Here is a 20,008-nt window from a genome sequence, read left to right as displayed (position 1 = left end):
ATCCTTAATCAATGAGGCCGAGATTCTGACATTGTTTTAAGACAAAATTATTATGATTGCCTTGATTCTCTGAAATTAATTTATCTCTTAAACATTCAACCTTATCAACTGGATAAGTTTTATCCCATGCGTTGAATAAGCGTTTCTGGCTAGCAGAGATAGCTAAACCATAGGTTTGCTGCATGTAAAAGTAGGTACGAGCAATTGCGCCGCGGCTTTGCTTTGGCGGCTGTGCTTTGCGGCCTTTAAAGTCAACAACCATAGCACATTGGCCATATTGTGTGGCTTCTCCATTCCATTCGCTAAAGCGGTAGTTGCTTCTATCGCCATTAACTTCACCAACAGCAGGGGTTAGATTGTGTAAATCGGCTTCCATTTTCTTAAATTCTGCACTGGTTCTGCCGCAATTCTTACGACCGCCATTTTGCCAGCACTGCAACTGATGACCAAACTCCCATGCAGGGACAACATGCTCCCACTCGATTCGATTTGCTCGTGGAATTTGTTTGCGTACTTGGTAACCACAGCTATCTAGGTTTGGTTTCCATTGTTTACCAATCACTTCAATATCACAACCGCAATAAAAGCTACTCATTGGTAATGACTGACTATATATCTTTTGGGCAATTTTTTTCGCACTTCTAAAACTTGATGGATGTTGGGCTGCTTGCGCACTAGCACTCGTAATAGTTGTGATAACAAATAACACGATACCCATTTGGAACAGATTTGAAACTTTTAAATACGGCACAATAAACCCTAACGACATTCAATACGGCACAGGCTATACGGGTTGGTTTAGCCTGATATTTGCAAAGGATGGTAAGGGATTGAAACTTGGGATGCAATCAGAACTGTGGATTGTATTTTGGATTTTAACTTCCAGACCATAAGCACATATTTTGCATTATTAAATAGCAGATTATTGCGGAAGTTATTGCGAAAGAGTTAATGGCGTTAATACTTGCTGACAAGATTTGCAGCGGTACTGTGTTTGATGACGTTGCACTTTATTGTGGCGCCTAATGGATAACATGATAGGACCACAGTCACAACGATATTGAAATTGCTTACCTGCAACGGATTGAGTATTCAGCTGATGGGTCGTATCGGCAGGTACATTAAATATATTAGTCATGATGTTTTGCCACTCTTGCCCGTGGGGCTTAACCCGACCATACAGTTGAAAACTGAGTAAATGGCTGATTTCATGAGGCACAACTTGATCGATAAATTCAGTGATATTTTCTTCAAGTAATACAGGGTTAAACCTGAGCTTATTTAATTGGAGGTGAGCCGTTCCTGCGCTTTTTCCTCTTAAGGTAAATTGGATAGTAGGGCGAGGGAATTGACGTTTCAATAAGCTTTCTGCTTGCAGATAGTCAGCTTCTACTTTGCGTAAAATTTGTTGTTGCGCCTCAGTTTTAGGTAAACAAGTTTTCATCGATGCTTTATCGTTGGGAATACTTGGTGCAGCGTGGTTTATTGATGACTGCGTTTGACGACGGAACAATGATTTAAGCATATTTGGCTTAGCTAAAAGGCTTGTTGAAAACGTTTATAGTGAATAAGGAAATGAAGACATCGAGCTTGATTATAGCGTGTAGAATCGTCCTGCCGCAAACCTTGAGATAATAGCATGCGGCAAGATGAGTGATGCTGCAGTTATTCTGCAGCGGCAAGTTTTATCATGTCGACGATTTGTTCAACAATGGCCCATTCCGTATCGGCATCATAACCACTGACTCTCGGGGTATGAATGTGCCCAACAGGAATATCACGGTTAAACTGCTGTTTTAACAAGATACTACGATAAGATATTTCATTGGACAAATAGCCGCCGCCAGAACCTTCAACTGATGTTTCATTGGCTAATTCGTAAATGTTTTTCGCATCAAATTGTCCACGGCTCACGGTGGTGACTTGATGATTGTCATTGACCTTCCATTTACCCTCTACTTGTTGCATTGCGCTAACAGGCAGTGAGAACTCAACAAATTCAGGACCGTTTAATGTTCCTCCATTGAACAGCGGAGCTTGTGGAGCAGTTTTACTGGCACCAGTATAAACATTGAGATTATCAGGCGCTGCAGCACTTCGACCTCTTGCAGGAAAACGCTCAATATCAAAATCATCTCGCCCCATACTGACGGTGAAAATCATATCAATACTGTTATCGCGATACATAGGTGTCAGTAGAGATTCAATCATACCGTCATCGAAATCAGCAAAACGAACTGGGATCATCACAGTTTCGATTTGAGCTTGTTTACCATTAACGTCGAACGTCATGCCATCAAGTGCTAATGCAGTTAATCCTGAAGGGTTACTTTGAGTGATGTCTTTGTCTAAAAAGAAAGGGTCAAAGCCAGTGACTAGGATCTTTATTCGAGTTTCTGGTTTAAAGTGAATATCGCTTAACCCGCGAGATGACTTCTCAAATGCGTTAATCAGAATGTCGCGCTGCCAAGGCACTATATTGTAACCAGCATCTGCTGTTTTTAAGGTTTTTCGCATTGCTAAGCGGCTCCAGTAGAGCGCGCGATCATCGTAGTTACCTGCTTTAACATCGGCGACTGCCTGTTGCCAAAGCTTGGTTCCTTGTGATGCCACCATTTGCGTAATGGCCAGTTCATCCGTTGATGAATTGAGCTTATTATCTAATTGTGTATTAAGGTTATCAAAGCGGTTAGCCACATCTGCCATCACTTCCATCACATTAGGTAGGCGCAATTCTTCTACATTTAGGCTGCTTGATTCATTTTGCGCATAGGCGGGATTAACACTGAGCAACATTGCTACAGCTAATGTGCTTGTGATTAAGGGCTTGAACATGGCTATTCCTTTAGAATGTCTTTGTTATTGTTTAATTTAACACGGCTAGATCGCTAATTCATTATAGATTGTAATGATTCCTGACTACTATAACGTTTGGCGAAGAAGTCTAAAAATGCACTGATATTACTGGCTAACTGGCGGCGGCTTGAGTAAACCCCATAAACTTTAAATGGTTCCATCGGCCATTCTTGCAACAGTGGCACTAATGTTCCTGCGGCTAACTCTTGCTTACAACTGGTATTTGATAACATCGCAATGCCAAAGTCATCTTGAGCGAGTCGCTTAACCATACTGGCACTATTAACGCGTACTTTGCGTTTAAAGGTGGCCATTGTTTTACGGCTCCCTTTACCAACAGGCCATATTGGTGCTGATAAGCTTGTTCCTAATAATATCCCACTGTGCTGAGCTAGCTCTTGGGGCGTCGCTGGCGTGCCCGATTTTTTGAGATAACCAGGACTTGCGACTAAAATAGGTTGGCGCTCAAAAAGCAATCGAGCGACTAAGTCAGAGGATTCTAACGGCCCGTACTTGATGGCGATATCATAGCCTTCACCCACTAAGCCTACATTACTGTCGGTAAATTGAACATCCAGCTCAATGTTGGGGTAAAGACGCATGAAGCTACTACATAAGTTAGCAATGACTTCTTGAGAAAATGACACTGGAATTGCGATACGCAAAGACCCCGAAATATCGCTATGGGTATTTTCAATAATGGCCTTGGCGGCATCAATTTCTTGGCTAATCGAATCGCAATGCTGAAAGAATAATGCACCAACTTGGGTTAGGCTTAAATTACGCGTGTCCCGTTGCAATAAACGCACGCCAAGTTGCTCTTCTAATTGAGCTACTTTGCGACTTATGGTTGATTTTGGTTGTCCGATGTCTCGGGCGGCTTGCGAAAAGCCTTTTGCTCTAACTACTGCTGCAAACAGCATCATACCGTTTAAATCAGGCACTTTAGCCTCACTGTCTCAAAAATGGAACAAAGCGTCTTCGACAGTTTAATGGTAATTGGACAGCGAACAAAGTTATATTTACCGACTAAAAATTTTAGAGGCTATAAAAGCAGAGGATCTAAGGATGACTAGCAAAAAGCAGCCCGTAAACAAGACAGTACAACAAGTGGCTGATCCACTATTTTTACAAGCGGAACATTTAGCTAAAGATTTTTCGCTTTTCCCAGCCCACAGTAAGCAGACATTAGCTGAAGAAGTTAAAGGTCTACTTTCTGAAGATGCTATCCAATCGAATTTAAAAGAATTGTCGACACTTGATGTTGACAGTTATGTATCTAAGGTTATTCAACCGACTCAAGATAAAAACCGCCCAAGTGCCAAGCGTGTGATTGCAGACCTTAAAGGTAAGCTGATCACTGAAGAGCATTTAGGCTCTTTTTACAGTGCTGAAATTGAATTAAATTTCGGTTCTCGTACTCGCCGTGTTGGTTTTATCGCTCAAGAAAGAACCACATCTAATGGCGCGTGGATGCCAGAGCATCACTTAGCGGCATGTAAAGCGATTCGTCATTTTGCTGAGTTATCAATGCCAATCGTATACCTCATTGACACTCCAGGTGCTGATGCGGGTGAAGTGGCTAACAGTCAAAACCAAGCACACTCGATTTCAAAAGCGATTGCTGAAAGTGCCAACGTTGATGTTCCAACCGTTGGTATTGTCATTGGTGCGGGTTACTCAGGCGGTGCAATTCCATTAGCTGCAGCCAACATCTTATTGTCATTACGTGATGGTATTTTCAATACTATTCAGCCTCAAGGTTTGCAATCAATTGCCCGTAAATATAACTTGTCTTGGCAGGAATGTGCTAAGTCAGTCGGTGTATCACCAGAAGAGTTACTTTCTGCAGGTTGTATCGACGGTATCGTTGATTTCTCACCATACGATAAAGATGAGCGCCAACATAATTTACGTCGTGCAATTATCAGTGGTATTGAAGCAGTAGAGAAAGCAGCAATTACTTTCGTTCGTGATTCTGATGATTTACGTGAGCATTATGACCGCAGTTTGTCGCGTTTCTTAGACCCATCTAAGAACTTAGCTGCACTTGAAAATAACCAAGGTTTGGCTGTGGCGAACAGCCCGACCATGCACCATAACTTATTTGGCAGTGCATATCGTTACCTACGTTATTTAACCTTACGTAGCCGTATTCATTCTATTTCTGTTGAACAGTATGGTCGCTTGTCGAAAGTCAGTGTGCCTGAAGGTGATTTATTAGCACGTATTCAGCAAGAACAAGACAGTGTTTTCCAAGCATGGTTATCAACGCCAGATAAGCTAGTTTACGATGAAGAATTGAATAAGCTTTGGGGCACATTCGACAGTAAACGTAGCGAAATTTCAGCTGAACGTAACGTCATTACTCGTTTCATTCTTGGTGAGCCAAAAGAAAACTATAAAAAAGCACGTAAGGCATTGTTATTCAACATTGGTTGGTCGCTATATCATCGCTGGAAAAGCAATGCTGCGAACAACTTTAAAGGCTTAATCAAGTACCTTGAGTCTTTACCTGCTTCAACAACACAAGCGCCATGGCCTGAGCTTAATCAGTTAACCGTGCTTGATATTGTTGTTAATGATGAGCTGCGTGAAGACTTTATTTGGCAATGTCACAACGTACTTATCTTCAATGCGTTATATGACAATGTGGTTCAAAATTTAGCATCGATTTCTAAAGAAGCGATGATGTCTAAAAGCTTATCGCGTGAATCAGTTGATAAGCTATTACATACTTCTATCGACACTGCATTATCTACTAATGATGATGCCAATGATAAAAGTAAGTTCTACAAGTGGCTTAAATTCTTCATGGGTCAATCGAACCGTGCTGAACTGCTGACTCGTGTTGAGCAATGGAAGAGTGTTGGTTTCCCGCAATTAAACGACAGTTTATTCGTGATCTTAACTTACTTCTTTGAACGTTTATTACCAGAATACTTTGACAGTGAAGAAGACCATTCTAAGTACACGGGTGCAATTAACCCTGTGCGCATTGGTCGTCGTAAAGACTTCTGGAACCGTTTGACTATGGGTTACCAAGATTTACTTATCCAAAAAGTTTTACGTGATGAAAAACGTCAAGGAAAAATGGGTTGGGAAAGTGTGATTGCTAAGTTCTTCACAGAATTCGAAGAGCTAAATGGCGACAAAATGTCGGCAAACCAACTTAACTTCCCTGGTTTCCGTTTATCTATTGAAGATGCATTAGATAAAAGCATTCGCCCATGTGGTTTAATCACAGGTCTTGCTGACTTTGAACATGGCGAAAGCAAATTACGTGTAGGTGTTGCGGTATCAAATATTGCATTCCAAGCGGGTGCATTTGATATGGCGAGTGCTGAGAAGTTCAGCGCGCTATTGATTGAATGTGCTAAGCGTAAATTACCTGTCGTTTGTTTCATCAGTTCAGGTGGTATGCAAACTAAAGAAGGTGCAGCGGCGCTATTCTCAATGGCTGTGGTTAATGACCGTATTACCCGTTTTGTTCGTGATAACGAATTACCAGTATTGATGTTTGGTTTTGGTGATTGTACTGGTGGTGCTCAAGCAAGTTTTGTAACGCATCCTTTAGTGCAAACTTACTACCTATCAGGTACAAATATGCCGTTTGCGGGTCAAATGGTTGTTCCTGCTTACTTGCCGTCTACTGCAACGTTATCTAACTACTTATCAAAAGTACCTGGTGCAATGACGGGGTTAGTGCATAATCCATTCAGCGACACACTCGATAGCCATTTATCAAGCATTGATCCGTTAATGCCACTACCGACATTACATGCCCATGATGTCATTGCGAAAGCATTATCAAGCTTAGTGCCGGAAGTGAAAGCGATAGAAGAGAAAATCGTTCAAGACGATCCTCGTATGCTGATGAAGCCAATTGACAAAGTCTTGGTTCACGCACGTGGCTGTACAGCGGTTAAATTGATCCGTAAGGCACATGATAATGACATCAATGTTGTTCTTGTTGCTTCAGATCCTGATATGACCTCAGTGCCAGCAGATATGTTGAAAGTTAACGATAAGCTGGTTTGTATTGGTGGTAACACCTCAGATGAAAGTTACTTAAATGCATACTCTGTTCTGAAAGTGGCTGATTACGAAAACGTAGATGCACTTCACCCTGGTATTGGTTTCTTATCTGAAAGCCCGCAGTTTGCTGCATTGTGTGTAAACAATGGCGTTAACTTTGTTGGTCCTAGCGTTCATTCAATGACGACTATGGGTAACAAGTCGAATGCAATTAAGACTTCGCAAGCGCAAAATGTGCCTGTTGTACCTGGTTCACATGGTATTTTAACTAATGCTGAACAAGCAGTGAATGTGGCCATTGAAATTGGTTACCCAGTATTGCTTAAAGCGGTACAAGGTGGTGGCGGTAAAGGTATCCAGGTTGTCACTAAGCCTGAAGACATGATTGGCTTATTCCAAAAAACCTCTACTGAAGCGGCTGCAGCATTTGGTAACGGTGATTTATACCTTGAGAAATACGTGACTTCACTTCGTCACATCGAAGTGCAATTGTTACGTGATAAGTTTGGTAACACCAAAGTATTGGGTATTCGTGACTGTTCAGTTCAACGTAATAACCAAAAAGTAATCGAAGAGTCTGGTTCAACCATGTTGCCTGAAGAATTGAAGCAACGTGTACTGGAGTATACGCGTGCTTTAGGTGATGCGACTGATTACATGGGTGCTGGTACGGTTGAGTTTATTTACAACCTTGATGCTAACGAAGTGTACTTCATGGAAATGAATACACGTCTACAAGTAGAGCATCCAGTTACTGAAGCAACATCAGGTATTGATATTGTTAGCGCTCAGTTCGATATTGCTGCAGGTCGCTCAATTGAAGATTTACAGCCTGTTGAGCAAGGTTACGCGATGGAAGTACGTGTCACTGCTGAAAAAGCAGCTTTAGATAGCGAAGGTGTACTTCAATTATTACCAAACCCTGGCATGATAACTGAGTGCGTGATGCCAGAAGGTGAAGGTATTGAGATTATTTCTATCGCTGAAACTGGTAAGGAAGTATCGCCATACTACGATAGCTTAATCGCACAAATCATTATCCGTGGTGAGTCACGTGAAGATGTTGTCTCTAAGATGTCTGCATATCTAGACAGTGTCGTTATCAAGGGTATTGCGACTAACATTCCATTACTGAAGCTAATTCTGAAAGATGCCACCTTTAACCAAGGTGTTTACGATACGAATTATCTGCCACGCCTAATGGCAGAGCTAGACGTACCTGCATTGGTTGCTGAAATGGAAGCAGCGGCTGAAACTGTTGGTTTAGATACTGAATCATTACGTGTTGCTGAGAGTAATGAACTTAAAGTACTCGCACAAGGTGCCGGTATCTTCTATACCTCTCCAGCGCCAGGTGAGCCTGACTTCGTTAAAGAAGGTGACATTGTCACTGTCGATCAAACTTTAGCGCTTACAGAAGCGATGAAGATGTTCTCACAAGTCACATTAGCCGGCTTTAACCGTCAAAATGCGATTCTTTACCCTGAAAATCAGAAGTACCGTATCGAACGTATTCTGAATGGTAACGGTCAGCAAGTATCACAAGGCGACTTACTGTTTGTTATTTTACCGATTGACGGTGAGTAATAATGAACAAGCCATAATGTAATGTTTATGGCGATGATATAGCAAAAATCCTCAGTTTATGGCTGGGGATTTTTTTATGGAAATTACCAGCAAGTTTTAACGAATAGCATGTTTGTTTTGATACAAATTGGCTTTTTTGTTGCTAATTGCACGAAATTTACCTCGGTTGAGCTAGCCGTTGTCAAAAATGCGGTGTTTTAACATAAAAAATTAAGTTGTTTGAAAAATAAACAATAACTTTTATTTTGTTGTTTTATTTAGAAATATTGAAATTAATGACAATTTTTTTATGCGAAATGTGATAAATTTTGCAAGTCTCATTTGCGCATTTGAAGGTTCCCACTTACAATATGCGCCTTAAATAACCAGATGTGCGGTGTGTCTAGCTTTTTTACATACTCCGTTTACCTCTTAACTAATCATTAAAGTTGAATCATGACCGAATTATCCAAATACAGAAACATTGGTATCTTCGCTCACGTTGACGCGGGTAAAACCACGACCACCGAGCGTATCCTAAAGCTAACCGGTAAGATCCATAAGATCGGTGAAGTACATGATGGTGAATCTACTACTGACTTCATGGAACAGGAAGCTGAGCGCGGTATTACTATTCAGTCAGCAGCAGTAAGCTGTTTCTGGAATGACCACCGTTTTAACGTTATCGACACTCCAGGCCACGTTGACTTCACAGTTGAAGTATATCGTTCGCTTAAAGTTCTTGATGGCGGTGTAGGTGTATTCTGTGGTTCTGGTGGTGTTGAGCCTCAGTCAGAAACTAACTGGCGTTATGCTAACGAATCAGAAGTTGCGCGTATCATCTTCGTAAACAAATTAGACCGTATGGGTGCTGATTTCTTACGTGTTGTTAAGCAAACTCAAGACGTTCTAGCTGCTAATCCATTAGTTATGGTTTTACCGATTGGTATCGAAGACGAATTCTCTGGTGTTGTTGACCTATTAACCCGTAAAGCATGGGTTTGGGATGAAACAGGCCAAGCAGAAAACTACAAGATTGAAGACGTTCCAGCTGACATGGTTGACTTGGTAGAAGAATACCGCGAAATGTTAATCGAAACTGCTGTTGAGCAAGACGACGATCTAATGGAAGCTTACATGGAAGGCGAAGAGCCATCTATGGAAGACATCAAGCGTTGTATCCGTAAGGGTACTCGTACAATGGACTTCTTCCCAACATACTGTGGTTCTGCGTTCAAGAACAAAGGTATGCAGCTTCTTCTTGATGCTGTTGTTGATTACTTACCTAACCCAGTTGAAGTTGATCCACAACCTCTTACTGATGAAGAAGGTAATGAAACTGGCGAACACGCAATCGTTGATGCAGATGCTCCATTAAAAGCGCTTGCATTCAAGATTATGGATGACCGTTTCGGTGCACTAACTTTCGTACGTATCTACTCAGGTCGTATTAAGAAGGGTGACACTATCCTTAACTCTGCAACAGGTAAAACTGAGCGTGTTGGCCGTATGGTTGAGATGCAAGCAGATGAGCGTAACGAATTAGATTCAGCTCAAGCTGGTGACATTATCGCTATCGTAGGTATGAAGAATGTTCAAACTGGTCACACTTTATGTGATGTTAAACATCCTTGTACTCTTGAAGCAATGGTATTCCCAGAGCCAGTAATCTCTATCGCTGTAGCACCTAAAGATAAAGGTGGTTCAGAGAAAATGGGTATCGCTATCGGTAAAATGATTGCAGAAGATCCATCTTTCCGCGTAGAAACTGACGAAGATTCAGGCGAAACCATCCTTAAAGGTATGGGTGAGCTTCACTTAGACATTAAAGTAGACATCCTTAAGCGTACTTACGGTGTTGACTTAATTGTTGGTGAGCCTCAAGTTGCTTACCGTGAAACTATCACTAAAGTTACAGAAGATAGCTACACGCATAAGAAACAGTCTGGTGGTTCTGGTCAGTTCGGTAAGATCGACTACGTTATCCGTCCAGGTGAGCAAAACTCTGGCTTCACTTTCAGCTCTTCAGTTGTTGGTGGTAACGTACCTAAAGAATTCTGGCCTGCAGTTGAGAAAGGTTTCGCTAGCATGATGAACACCGGTACTGTTGCTGGTTTCCCTGTGTTAGACGTTGAACTAGAACTTACTGATGGTGCTTTCCACGCAGTTGACTCGTCAGCTATCGCGTTCGAAATCGCTGCTAAAGGCGCATTCCGTCAGTCTATGCCTAAAGCCGGTGCACAACTTCTTGAGCCTATCATGAATGTTGACGTATTCAGCCCAGAAGACAACGTAGGTGACGTAATTGGTGACCTTAACCGTCGTCGTGGTATGATCAAAGACCAAATGGCTGGTGTTACTGGTGTTCGTATTAAAGCTGACGTACCGTTATCAGAAATGTTCGGTTACATCGGTTCACTACGTACTATGACATCTGGTCGTGGCCAATTCTCTATGGAATTCGCTCACTACGCACCATGTCCAAACAGTGTTGCTGAAAAAGTAATTGCTGAAGTTAAAGAGCGTGAAGCTAAGAAGTAATTCTTAACTAAACCCTTTAATTAAAAACCGCTGCCTTTGCAGCGGTTTTTTTATGCTTAAAATTCAATACTGAGAGTTTGTCTATTCGGTTTTTATTAAGAGAAAGTAACGAGCATCTTTACGTGTTTGAAGCGTCGTAGCGCCTTGTGACTTATATATCAAGATGTAAAATGTAGGCAAAAATAGTATCAAGGAAGAGTCATGATTAAAGTAAGGCGCTTTACCACAAGCGACATAAAGCCTTTATGGCAGCTAAAGCTTAACACTATTCATAATGTTAACCGTCAGCACTATTCGTTAGCTGAGGTGACCGCGTGGGCGCCCCATGAATACAATGAAAGCGCTTGGGTAGAAAGAGTGACAAAAATTAATCCGTTTGTGGCTGAGGTTAATCATGTGATTGCAGGTTTTGCAGATCTTCAAGATGATGGTTACATCGATCATTTCTACTGTAGCGCAGACTTTCAGAGACAAGGTGTGGGTGCTGCATTAATGCAAGCCATCTTCAATAAGGCTACAAAGTTAAAGCTTAACAGTTTGTATGCTGAAGTGAGTATTACCGCAAAACCATTTTTCAGCCGATATGGCTTTGTGGAAGAAGAGGCTCAAAGAGTGGAAGTTAGAGGTCAGAAGATTAATAACTTTGTCATGCGCAAAGTACTGTAAAAATACTTTATAAAGTGCTGTAGAAAATTAACAGCCATAAAAAATGCCACAGTCATAGGACGGTGGCATTTTATTGTTTGTAATATTCTGACTCAATAAAGCTTAGTTAGTGTGAGTGTTACCCACTAACGCTTCTTTATTATCAGCTTGTGCAACGTGACACTGAACACAGAAGTAATATTTATCATCAAACTTACCGTCTGCACTTAAGTGAGACTCATGCACTGGTGTCGCTTTCATGCGAGCTGCTTTTTCTGTGCTGTGACAGGTTAAGCACCCATTTTTCTTGGTTGTTAGTTTATAAGAGTCTTTATGCGGAATGAGCGGCGGCATATGTACAAAATCTCTTTCTAAAGCTGTCCCACGACTTGGGTAAGTCGCTTTAGCTTCTGCAGGTAACGTATCAGTAATGGCTACGTCTCCGGCAAGTGATTTAACATTTACAGGTGCGGCAGCTTCTTGTGCTTGTTGGCCTGAGCAAGCGCTAAGACTGAGCACTATCGCAGCAAGGCTGAGTATTTTCTTCATGATTTACACTCCGTCATATCCATTATGTTTCATCATCAATGGATAGAGAAAATTAGTGATGTTGTCATGCCTCAATATCGTTTAAAGAGGCATGACAGTCAGTCAAATTAGGCTTTAACAATCTTCACAGGACACTTCTTGAAGTCCGTTTCTTTAGATAACGGATCAGTCGCATCGAGTAATAACTTGTTTACCAGCTGTCTAGCGTCAAAGAATGGCATAAATACCACGCCGACAGGCGGTTTGTTACGGCCTTTGGTTTCAACACGTGTTTTAACTTCTCCACGTGGAGAAATCACTTTCACTTCATCACCATTTTTAAGACCACGACTACTCGCATCTTTAGGGTGCATGAATACCTGTGCATCTGGATATGACTTGTGTAGCTCAGGTACACGTGCAGTCATACTTGCTGTATGCCAGTGTTCAAGAACACGTCCCGTAGACATCCATAAGTCGAATTCTTCATTTGGCTCTTCCGCTGCTGGCTCGAATGGTAGAGCGAAAATAACTGCGCGACCATCAGGCTTTCCGTAGAAGTTATAACCTTCACCCGCTTTAACGTATGGGTCACTGCCTTCAACGAAGCGACGAACTGTTTCAGTACCGTTAACAACAGGCCAGCGTTTACCGCGGTTTTCGTGGTAGTTTTCAAAGGTATCTAAGTCATGACCATGGCCACGACCAAACTGTGCGTACTCTTCAAACAGACCCTTTTGAAGGTAGAAACCGAATGCATCATTTTCATCGTTGTAGTCGCCTTTACACTCAGAAGTAGGGAATTTATCCACTACACCATTTGCGAACAAGATGTCATATAACGTTTTTTCAGCGTATTCAGGTTTTTTAGCAATTAATTCAGCAGGCCATACTTCTGACACTTTGAAGCGCTTAGAGAACTCAACAAGTTGCCACAAATCAGACTTAGCGCCTTCCGGTGCTTTAACTTGCTGATGCCACATATGAGTACGACGTTCAGCGTTTCCGTAAGCCCCTTCTTTTTCTACCCACATTGCTGTTGGAAGAATCAAGTCAGCGGCAGTTGCGGTAACCGTTGGGTATGGATCAGATACCACGATGAAGTTTTCAGGGTTACGGAAACCAGGGTAAATTTCATCATTGATATTAGGACCAGCCTGCATGTTATTGGTACACATAGTCCAGTAACAATTTAACTTGCCATCTTTAAGCATACGGCTTTGAAGAACGGCGTGATAACCTGGTTTAGGCGGGATAGTGCCTTCAGGTAATTGCCATAAATCTTCAGTCATCGCACGATGTTTAGGGTTAGCAACGACCATATCTGCAGGTAGACGGTGAGCGAATGTACCGACTTCACGAGCCGTACCACAAGCTGATGGTTGGCCAGTTAACGAGAACGGGCTGTTGCCTGGGGTAGCAATTTTACCGGTTAACAAGTGAATGTTATAAAGCATGTTGTTTGCCCAAACACCACGAGTATGTTGGTTAATACCCATGGTCCATAAGCTCATGATCTTGATGTTAGGATCAGCGTAAGCTTTTGCCATTTCCTCAAGATTCTCAACAGGTACACCACTCATTTCTGAAGCGTATTCAGCAGTGTATGTGCTAACGAACTTCGCGTATTCTTCAAACGAGATAGGCTTAGATTTACCGTTACCTGGGTTTTTCGCTTTCTGCTCTAATGGATGCTCTGGACGTAAGCCATAACCAATGTCAGTGACACCTTCAGCGAAGTTTGTGTGTTTGTTAACGAAGTCTTTATTAACCGCATCGTTTTGAATGATGTAGTTAGCAATATAGTTCAAGATAACTAGGTCAGACTGTGGCTTAAATACCATTGCGTTGTCGGCAAGCTCGAAGCTGCGGTTTTCAAACGTTGATAAAACGTGAACCTTGCTGCCTGCGTGGCTTAAACGACGGTCAGTTAAGCGAGACCATAAAATTGGATGCATTTCTGCCATGTTCGCGCCCCAAAGCACGAAATGATCTGCCGCTTCGAAGTCGTCATAACTACCCATTGGCTCATCAATGCCAAAAGTACGCATGAAACCACCCACTGCAGATGCCATACAGTGACGTGCGTTAGGATCGATGTTGTTGGTTAAGAAGCCAGCTTTATGCAATTTAGATGCAGCGTAGCCTTCCCAAATTGTCCATTGGCCAGAACCAAACATACCAACTGAAGTTGGCCCTTTTTTGGCGATGCTTTCTTTCCACTTGTCAGCCATAGTGTCTAGAGCAACATCCCAACTAACAGGAGTGAACTCACCTTCTTTGTCATACTTGCCATCTTTCATTCTTAATAATGGCGAAGTTAAACGATCCTTACCGTACATGATCTTAGACAGGAAGTAGCCTTTAACACAGTTAAGACCTTTGTTAACTGGGCTTTCTGGGTCACCTTGAGTCGCAACAACTTTACCGCCTTTTGTTCCGACTAATACACTACAACCTACACCACAGAAACGACATGGGGCTTTATCCCATTTAATTTCTGCAGATTTCTCTTCTGCTTGAACCATTTTGATTGGTAAGGCAAGCCCAACAGCCGACGCGGCTGCAGTAGCGGCATTGGCTTTTAGAAACTCGCGACGGCTTATGCTCATGGTGTTTCCTCACTCTTTGCTGTTAGTTGATAACCTTGAAAGGTTAATCATCGTTTTATATGCCAAATAATGGCTTTATTCATCTCTATAATGTTGAGTTTAAACCTCACATTTATCATGGGTATACCTCGCAATGAGTATACTGATAGTTTGTTGTTGTAGATCACATTTTGTAACGTGATCTAAGACACATTTTAGAAGTTACTCAGTCACTTAATTAGGTGATGATAATTTAAGCGATACATTGATTCTAGGCCAAGATGAGAGAATTTGAAGGAAATTAGCGGGATAAAACACATTAAATTAATTGTTTTTATTTTATACAGAGTTTGATTTAAATATAAACATACATCCAATAAGCCCAGTGCCAAGTGGATGGCACATATTCATATCGTATTTGGTATATATTACATAGTGAGTAGTTATCCTAATAACCAGTTAACTCCATATAACCATTGCCTTTATGGCTACCAGAAACCTGAATCGGTCCTTCCCAGTAAGGGATTGAAAGTGACATATTACTGTCAGGGTTGAGTGCTGTTACTGTCACATCGATTTGTTCGCTTTCAATAGATAATTGCCAGCTAACGGGATATTTTCCGCTGTCAGTTTGCTGCCAGCTTATCGGTCTCATGGCAATATCGTTGGTTCTCTGGTTAGTGATATTTCGGCCACTACCGTCGGCAAACATTCTCCTAGCACTGAAAAATGCTGGTGTATTTTTGTCTGCTCCACGTAGCTGAAATACCATTAATGCAGAATCATCATCAAGACGGATGGAAAACCAATCCCAACCTTGTTGCGCCTTGGTCAGAAATTGCGAACTCCATTCTCTATCTAACCATGCTTTGCCTGTGACGGTTTCTTGTTTTCCGTTACGAGTAATCGTGCCAGTTAAATCAATAAATGGTTGGCTGTAATAATAAGAGGCAACTGCGCTATCAGCACTTTTTATGCTATAGCCACTTTCGCCCTGTAATTGCATAGGTGCAGAGCTTGATAAGGATAATTGATAACTAAAGGTATCAGTTGCGATCTTGAGTGTTGCAGGAAACATTGCTGATGATTCACTCATCCATTGCCAATTATCTAGTTTCACTGTGAAAGGGTTTGCTGTTACATCGGCAAATTGGGGATGACCTCGTGACCATTTTTCCGCGGCTTGATGAGTGTCAATTGATGTTAAAGCTGCATGGGACATGTACATCTGTGATGTTGCCCATTTCGAGTGGTCAGTTTGTTGCTGAAGTGGGGCGGATTCATTGGCTTGATCGTGGCTGCTTTTTTCAGTCACTTCTGCGTTAGCTATTGCACTCACTACCCCACTTGGCTCTTCACTAGTGAGCGCAATACGAAATTGAGTCCATTGTAGGCCAAGCTGTTCACCAGATTGAGTTTGCATATTGGCAGTTAAATACCACCACTCTTGTCGAAAATCATCATGGCCTAAATGATCTGCTGGAAATGTAAATTGATATCCCGGTTCGACCTTAGTGTATTGAGTCAAACTCGATGAAGCGTCTCCTAATATCCCGCCCATGTTAATTTGACTCGATTCGGGGTCAGGCTGGCATGCGCTGAGCATTAAAATCGTCATACAACAGAGGCTAATTTTATGAGCAATTGAGTTCATATTTTGCTTGTTATCGTTCATCACAACGCCTCCTGCTGTAAGCTACTAATTAGCGGTTTTCTGGTTTGCCAATATAGTGGAATCGCAATGGCGATAGCGCTGGTTGTTAGTGCGATAACGACCACTCGAAAATAAGCTGGCCAATCCCATAGCATTGCAATGCTCCAACCAAACGCTTGCAGTGTCACTTTATTAATGAGCAAGTAACCCAAAACCGCTCCTGTAGGAAGCGCAATTAAACAGGTTAGCAATACAATCAACTGCATTTGCACAAAGGTCATTAGACGTAACTCTCTTTTATTAATTCCTAGTGCGTAGAGCTTGGCGAGTGGAGCTTGCCTTGCCTGAATCAGCATTAAACAAGCGCTGAATAATCCTATGGCAGCAACAATCAGAGTTAAACTGTTTAGTACCATGGTTATCGAGAAGGTTTGCTTAAACATGGCAATGGCTTGCTGCTTGATTTTGGCTTGATTGTACATTTGGGCATTAGAGATCAATTTGCTTTCTAACAGCAATGATTCAAGTTGACCGATATCGCCTTGATAACTTGCTGCAATACTTTTGGGTTGCTGTGGTAATTGCAGTTGTTGCCATAAACTTCTATCTATAACGACTTGCCCCTTGGGATTACCATAGTCAAAAAAAATGGCTCCAATCGTTGGAAGTTGATGTGTACTGGCATGATTGAAGGGGTCGATGTTGAAACTATCACCAATGTTTAAGCCATATTTTATTGCGATGGGTTCACTGATTAAGATTTGCTTACCCGCGACAAATTCTGACCATAGGTTATCCGTCTGACTCTTCAAAGAGCTTGTGACTTTGGTTGAATAGAGGTCTCGACTCACTAACTCAATTGGCATTCCTTGGTAGGTCGAGGCGATAGTCCACTGTGTGTAAATACCTGAAACCTTTTCTTGTTTTGATAACAAGTCTTGGATCTCAAGAATTTTGTCGCTTGCAGGGCGCATATACAAGTCTGCATGAAGACGACTTTCAAGCCAGTTTTTCAGTGTGATTTCAAAACTGCCCACTAATGTATTCATTGATATATTGGCAGTTAATGCCAGTAGCATAGCCATCATAGCTAATGATAGCGGGCCGATTAGCTCTTTTGTTTCTGCAATCATGTAATGCCATAACCCAGTAGGAAAGAGGTTGGTCATCCATTCACTGATACGGTAAATCGTCAGTGGTAATAGCAGTGGAATCGCAATGATCACAATCCCCATTAACCCCAAACTGACCTGATACTGTTTAGCAAAGGGAAATGCTAATGCACAACCAATTAATGCAATGCAGGCAATCATAAATTGCATACGATGGGTTTTGACCAAATGCGATACTTGATTGCTTTTGGCTATCATTCGAGCAAGTGGCTGGTTAGTGAGTTGGCGATAAAGAGGTAAACAGGCCAGTAATCCTGCAAATAAGGTTAATGCCATTGCTTGAAATAACCATTGCCATTGCCATGAACCAGGCATTAAGCGTGCACCGTATAGTTGCTCAAGTGTCATCGCAACCATAGGCTGCAACCAGAGACTTAACTGCAAACCAAGTATGAAGCCAACGACTGAACCGACAAACACCAGAAAACTGAGCTCAACCACAAGTGCCAGTAATAACATGTGCTTTTGGACACCTAATTGCAGCAGTTGAACTAACAGTTTTTGCCGTTTCATCAAGCTGTAACGCACACCGTTGTAGGCGATAAACAGGCCGACAACAAAGGCTAACATACTCATCGCATTTAAATTGAGATGGAAACTACGGGTTAACTCTTGGAGTGCCTGTCCTTGATCTTGTTCTGTTATCGTAGCTTGTTGTAATAATAATTGTGCTTGATTAATTTGAGTTATCAAGCTGCTGGGTTCGTCAAATAAGGCAATATAAGATAACTTTTGAGAATGATTTAGCAGAGACTGCGCAAGAGAGATATCAGCAACAATTGCATTTCCTAAGCCAAACTCATCGTCTAAGCCTACGACTTCAAGTGAAATAGGCGACCCTTGTTCATTTAATGGGTCTTGAAGGTAAAACAGGCCATCTGGGGCGACTTTATCGGCTAAGGATTGGCTCATGAGCAGAATATTTTTAGCGCCGAGTAATTTCGCTAAGGGGATATGTGGGTTAATTGCAGAATCTGTTTTCTGATTAGTGCCACTATGCTGCTGGAGGTTAATTGCTGCAAACAGGTCGCTACCTTGAAGTTGCCAGCGTCGTCCTTCACTATCGACCACTAACCCATTAATAACAGCGAGTGCTTGGCTTATTCCTGCTTGACGAAGGCGAAAGTAAACTTGCTCATCCAGATACTGTTCACCTGTATTAGGTGTGATGAGTAACGAGGCTCGTTGGCTTAAAAGTTCCGTAGCTTCACTGTAACTTCGGACTGCGTTTTCGTTGGTGGATTTAACCCCAATTAATAGCGTAACAGCCAAAATAATACCAAGTAAGATAGCACCAGCTTGTAAAGGTGCATGGCGATAATGCGCAGCAAATACGGCCAAACTATTGTATAAGCTATAGCCAGAAGCAGAGTCTTGCTCTAAACGATAATCAAGTTCAGTTGGTGTGCAGCTTATGGTACCTAGATTCGTACCTGTATCTAGTTGAGGCTTATTCTCTTGATTGCTTCGCTTATCATTCATGCACTTTACCTTGCTCAAGGTGCCAGCGCCTTTGCATAAACGCAGCACAAGTATCGCTGTGCGTTACCATAAGTACTGTTGTGTTAGCGGCTTTGGCTAGATCGCACAACAGTCCCATGACTTGTTGTCCTGCTTTTTCATCAAGATTACCCGTTGGCTCATCAGCTAGCAGTAGTGCAGGCTTATGGATTAAGGCTCTTGCAATCGCTACTCGCTGCTGTTGTCCACCAGACAAGGTCTCAACGGGTCGGTTAATGACTTCAGTAAGTGTTAGTTTTTCAATGAGTTGATCACCCCAAATGTTCCATTTTTGATTATTCAGCTGAAGCGGAAATCGAATATTATCAATGACATTAAGCGGTGTGAGGAGGTTGAACTGCTGAAATACGACACCTAATTGTTGGCGCCGAAATAATGCCCATTGGTTATCAGTCCAGAGGTGTGTGTCTTGTTCTAGCAGTGTTAAGTGTCCGGCATCAACACGCTCAAAGCCTGCAATAATGTTAAGCAGGGTACTTTTACCTGTACCACTAGGCCCTGTTAATGCAATGGTATCACCGAGATGTAACCTTAAGTCGACATCATTAAGAACTTGATGACGTTGCTCGCCGTCGGTAAAGCTTTTAGTGACTTGTGATAATTGACAGACAACAGAGGACATAACATGTTCCAGTAATTCTCGTAATAACATCATCATACGGTATTTTTAGCAGAATAGATCTTTATATGCTGCATGCGATGATGCGCTTTAGTTAAATGAATCGACATTAAGGTTTGCATGAATAAAAAATTGCAACTTAAGTTGTAGTGGCTGGAAACTCTTACTAGGCTTATAAGGGCGTTTACAAACAGATAAACGAGTCAAATTTAAACAATATTTACAATTGCATTCATAGGGTTAACCGTTATAGTAGAGTGGGTGTTTTTTATACAAC

12 protein-coding genes are annotated in these 20,008 nt (G+C 41.9%); 3 read left to right on the top strand and 9 right to left on the bottom strand.

Annotated elements, in window-relative coordinates:
* Nucleotides 1-4: 4 nt before the first annotated feature.
* From J8L86_RS11870 to J8L86_RS11855, 4 genes are all read right to left on the bottom strand, one after another.
* Nucleotides 5-718 (bottom strand): endonuclease, encoded by a 714-nt coding sequence (locus tag J8L86_RS11870; RefSeq protein WP_065110053.1) that lies wholly within the window; start codon nt 716-718, stop codon nt 5-7.
* 216 nt (nt 719-934) lie between these two features.
* Nucleotides 935-1,525, bottom strand: a complete 591-nt coding sequence (locus J8L86_RS11865; RefSeq protein ID WP_065109806.1) for a SprT family zinc-dependent metalloprotease — start codon at nt 1,523-1,525, stop codon at nt 935-937.
* Between the two features lie 140 nt (nt 1,526-1,665).
* Nucleotides 1,666-2,796: a hypothetical protein gene (locus J8L86_RS11860; protein ID WP_211030563.1), complete on the bottom strand. Its 1,131-nt coding sequence runs from the start codon at nt 2,794-2,796 to the stop codon at nt 1,666-1,668.
* 92 nt (nt 2,797-2,888) lie between these two features.
* Nucleotides 2,889-3,800 (bottom strand): LysR family transcriptional regulator, encoded by a 912-nt coding sequence (locus tag J8L86_RS11855; protein WP_055022654.1) that lies wholly within the window; start codon nt 3,798-3,800, stop codon nt 2,889-2,891.
* Between the two features lie 124 nt (nt 3,801-3,924).
* Between J8L86_RS11855 and J8L86_RS11850 the strand changes: the two genes are divergently transcribed.
* The 3 genes from J8L86_RS11850 (at nt 3,925) to J8L86_RS11840 (ending at nt 11,667) form a co-directional block, all read left to right on the top strand.
* Complete coding sequence (locus J8L86_RS11850) at nt 3,925-8,481, top strand: biotin carboxylase N-terminal domain-containing protein (protein WP_211030450.1); 4,557 nt, start codon at nt 3,925-3,927, stop codon at nt 8,479-8,481.
* Nucleotides 8,482-8,916: 435 nt separating this feature from the next.
* Nucleotides 8,917-11,001: an elongation factor G gene (gene fusA, locus J8L86_RS11845; protein ID WP_080914906.1), complete on the top strand. Its 2,085-nt coding sequence runs from the start codon at nt 8,917-8,919 to the stop codon at nt 10,999-11,001.
* Between the two features lie 201 nt (nt 11,002-11,202).
* Nucleotides 11,203-11,667 carry a GNAT family N-acetyltransferase gene (locus J8L86_RS11840; protein WP_211030448.1) on the top strand — a complete coding sequence of 155 codons (465 nt, stop codon included), beginning with the start codon at nt 11,203-11,205 and terminating at the stop codon, nt 11,665-11,667.
* 102 nt (nt 11,668-11,769) lie between these two features.
* Here J8L86_RS11840 and J8L86_RS11835 read toward each other — a convergent pair whose 3' ends face one another.
* From J8L86_RS11835 to J8L86_RS11815, 5 genes are all read right to left on the bottom strand, one after another.
* A complete protein-coding gene (locus J8L86_RS11835) occupies nt 11,770-12,195 on the bottom strand; it encodes a nitrate reductase cytochrome c-type subunit (RefSeq protein ID WP_055022651.1) in 426 nt (141 codons plus the stop codon).
* Nucleotides 12,196-12,302: 107 nt separating this feature from the next.
* The gene (napA, locus tag J8L86_RS11830) at nt 12,303-14,786 is read right to left on the bottom strand and encodes a nitrate reductase catalytic subunit NapA (protein WP_211030446.1); all 2,484 of its coding nucleotides are present in this window, start codon (nt 14,784-14,786) and stop codon (nt 12,303-12,305) included.
* Nucleotides 14,787-15,213: 427 nt separating this feature from the next.
* Entirely contained in the window at nt 15,214-16,371 is a 1,158-nt protein-coding gene (locus J8L86_RS11825) for a lipocalin-like domain-containing protein (RefSeq protein ID WP_247663366.1), read from the bottom strand.
* Nucleotides 16,372-16,439: 68 nt separating this feature from the next.
* Nucleotides 16,440-19,073, bottom strand: coding sequence for an ABC transporter permease (locus J8L86_RS11820; RefSeq protein WP_211030444.1), 2,634 nt, complete (start codon nt 19,071-19,073; stop codon nt 16,440-16,442).
* Nucleotides 19,066-19,734 (bottom strand): ABC transporter ATP-binding protein, encoded by a 669-nt coding sequence (locus tag J8L86_RS11815; protein ID WP_211030442.1) that lies wholly within the window; start codon nt 19,732-19,734, stop codon nt 19,066-19,068. Before J8L86_RS11815 ends, J8L86_RS11820 begins: the two co-directional genes overlap by 8 nt.
* Nucleotides 19,735-20,008 lie beyond the last annotated feature (274 nt).

The organism is Shewanella sp. MMG014, from assembly GCF_018100775.1.
In the GTDB taxonomy this organism is placed as follows: Bacteria; Pseudomonadota; Gammaproteobacteria; order Enterobacterales; family Shewanellaceae; genus Shewanella; species Shewanella japonica.
The sequence above is the reverse complement of the archived record's forward strand: the minus strand, read 5'-3'. Positions and strand labels throughout refer to the sequence as shown.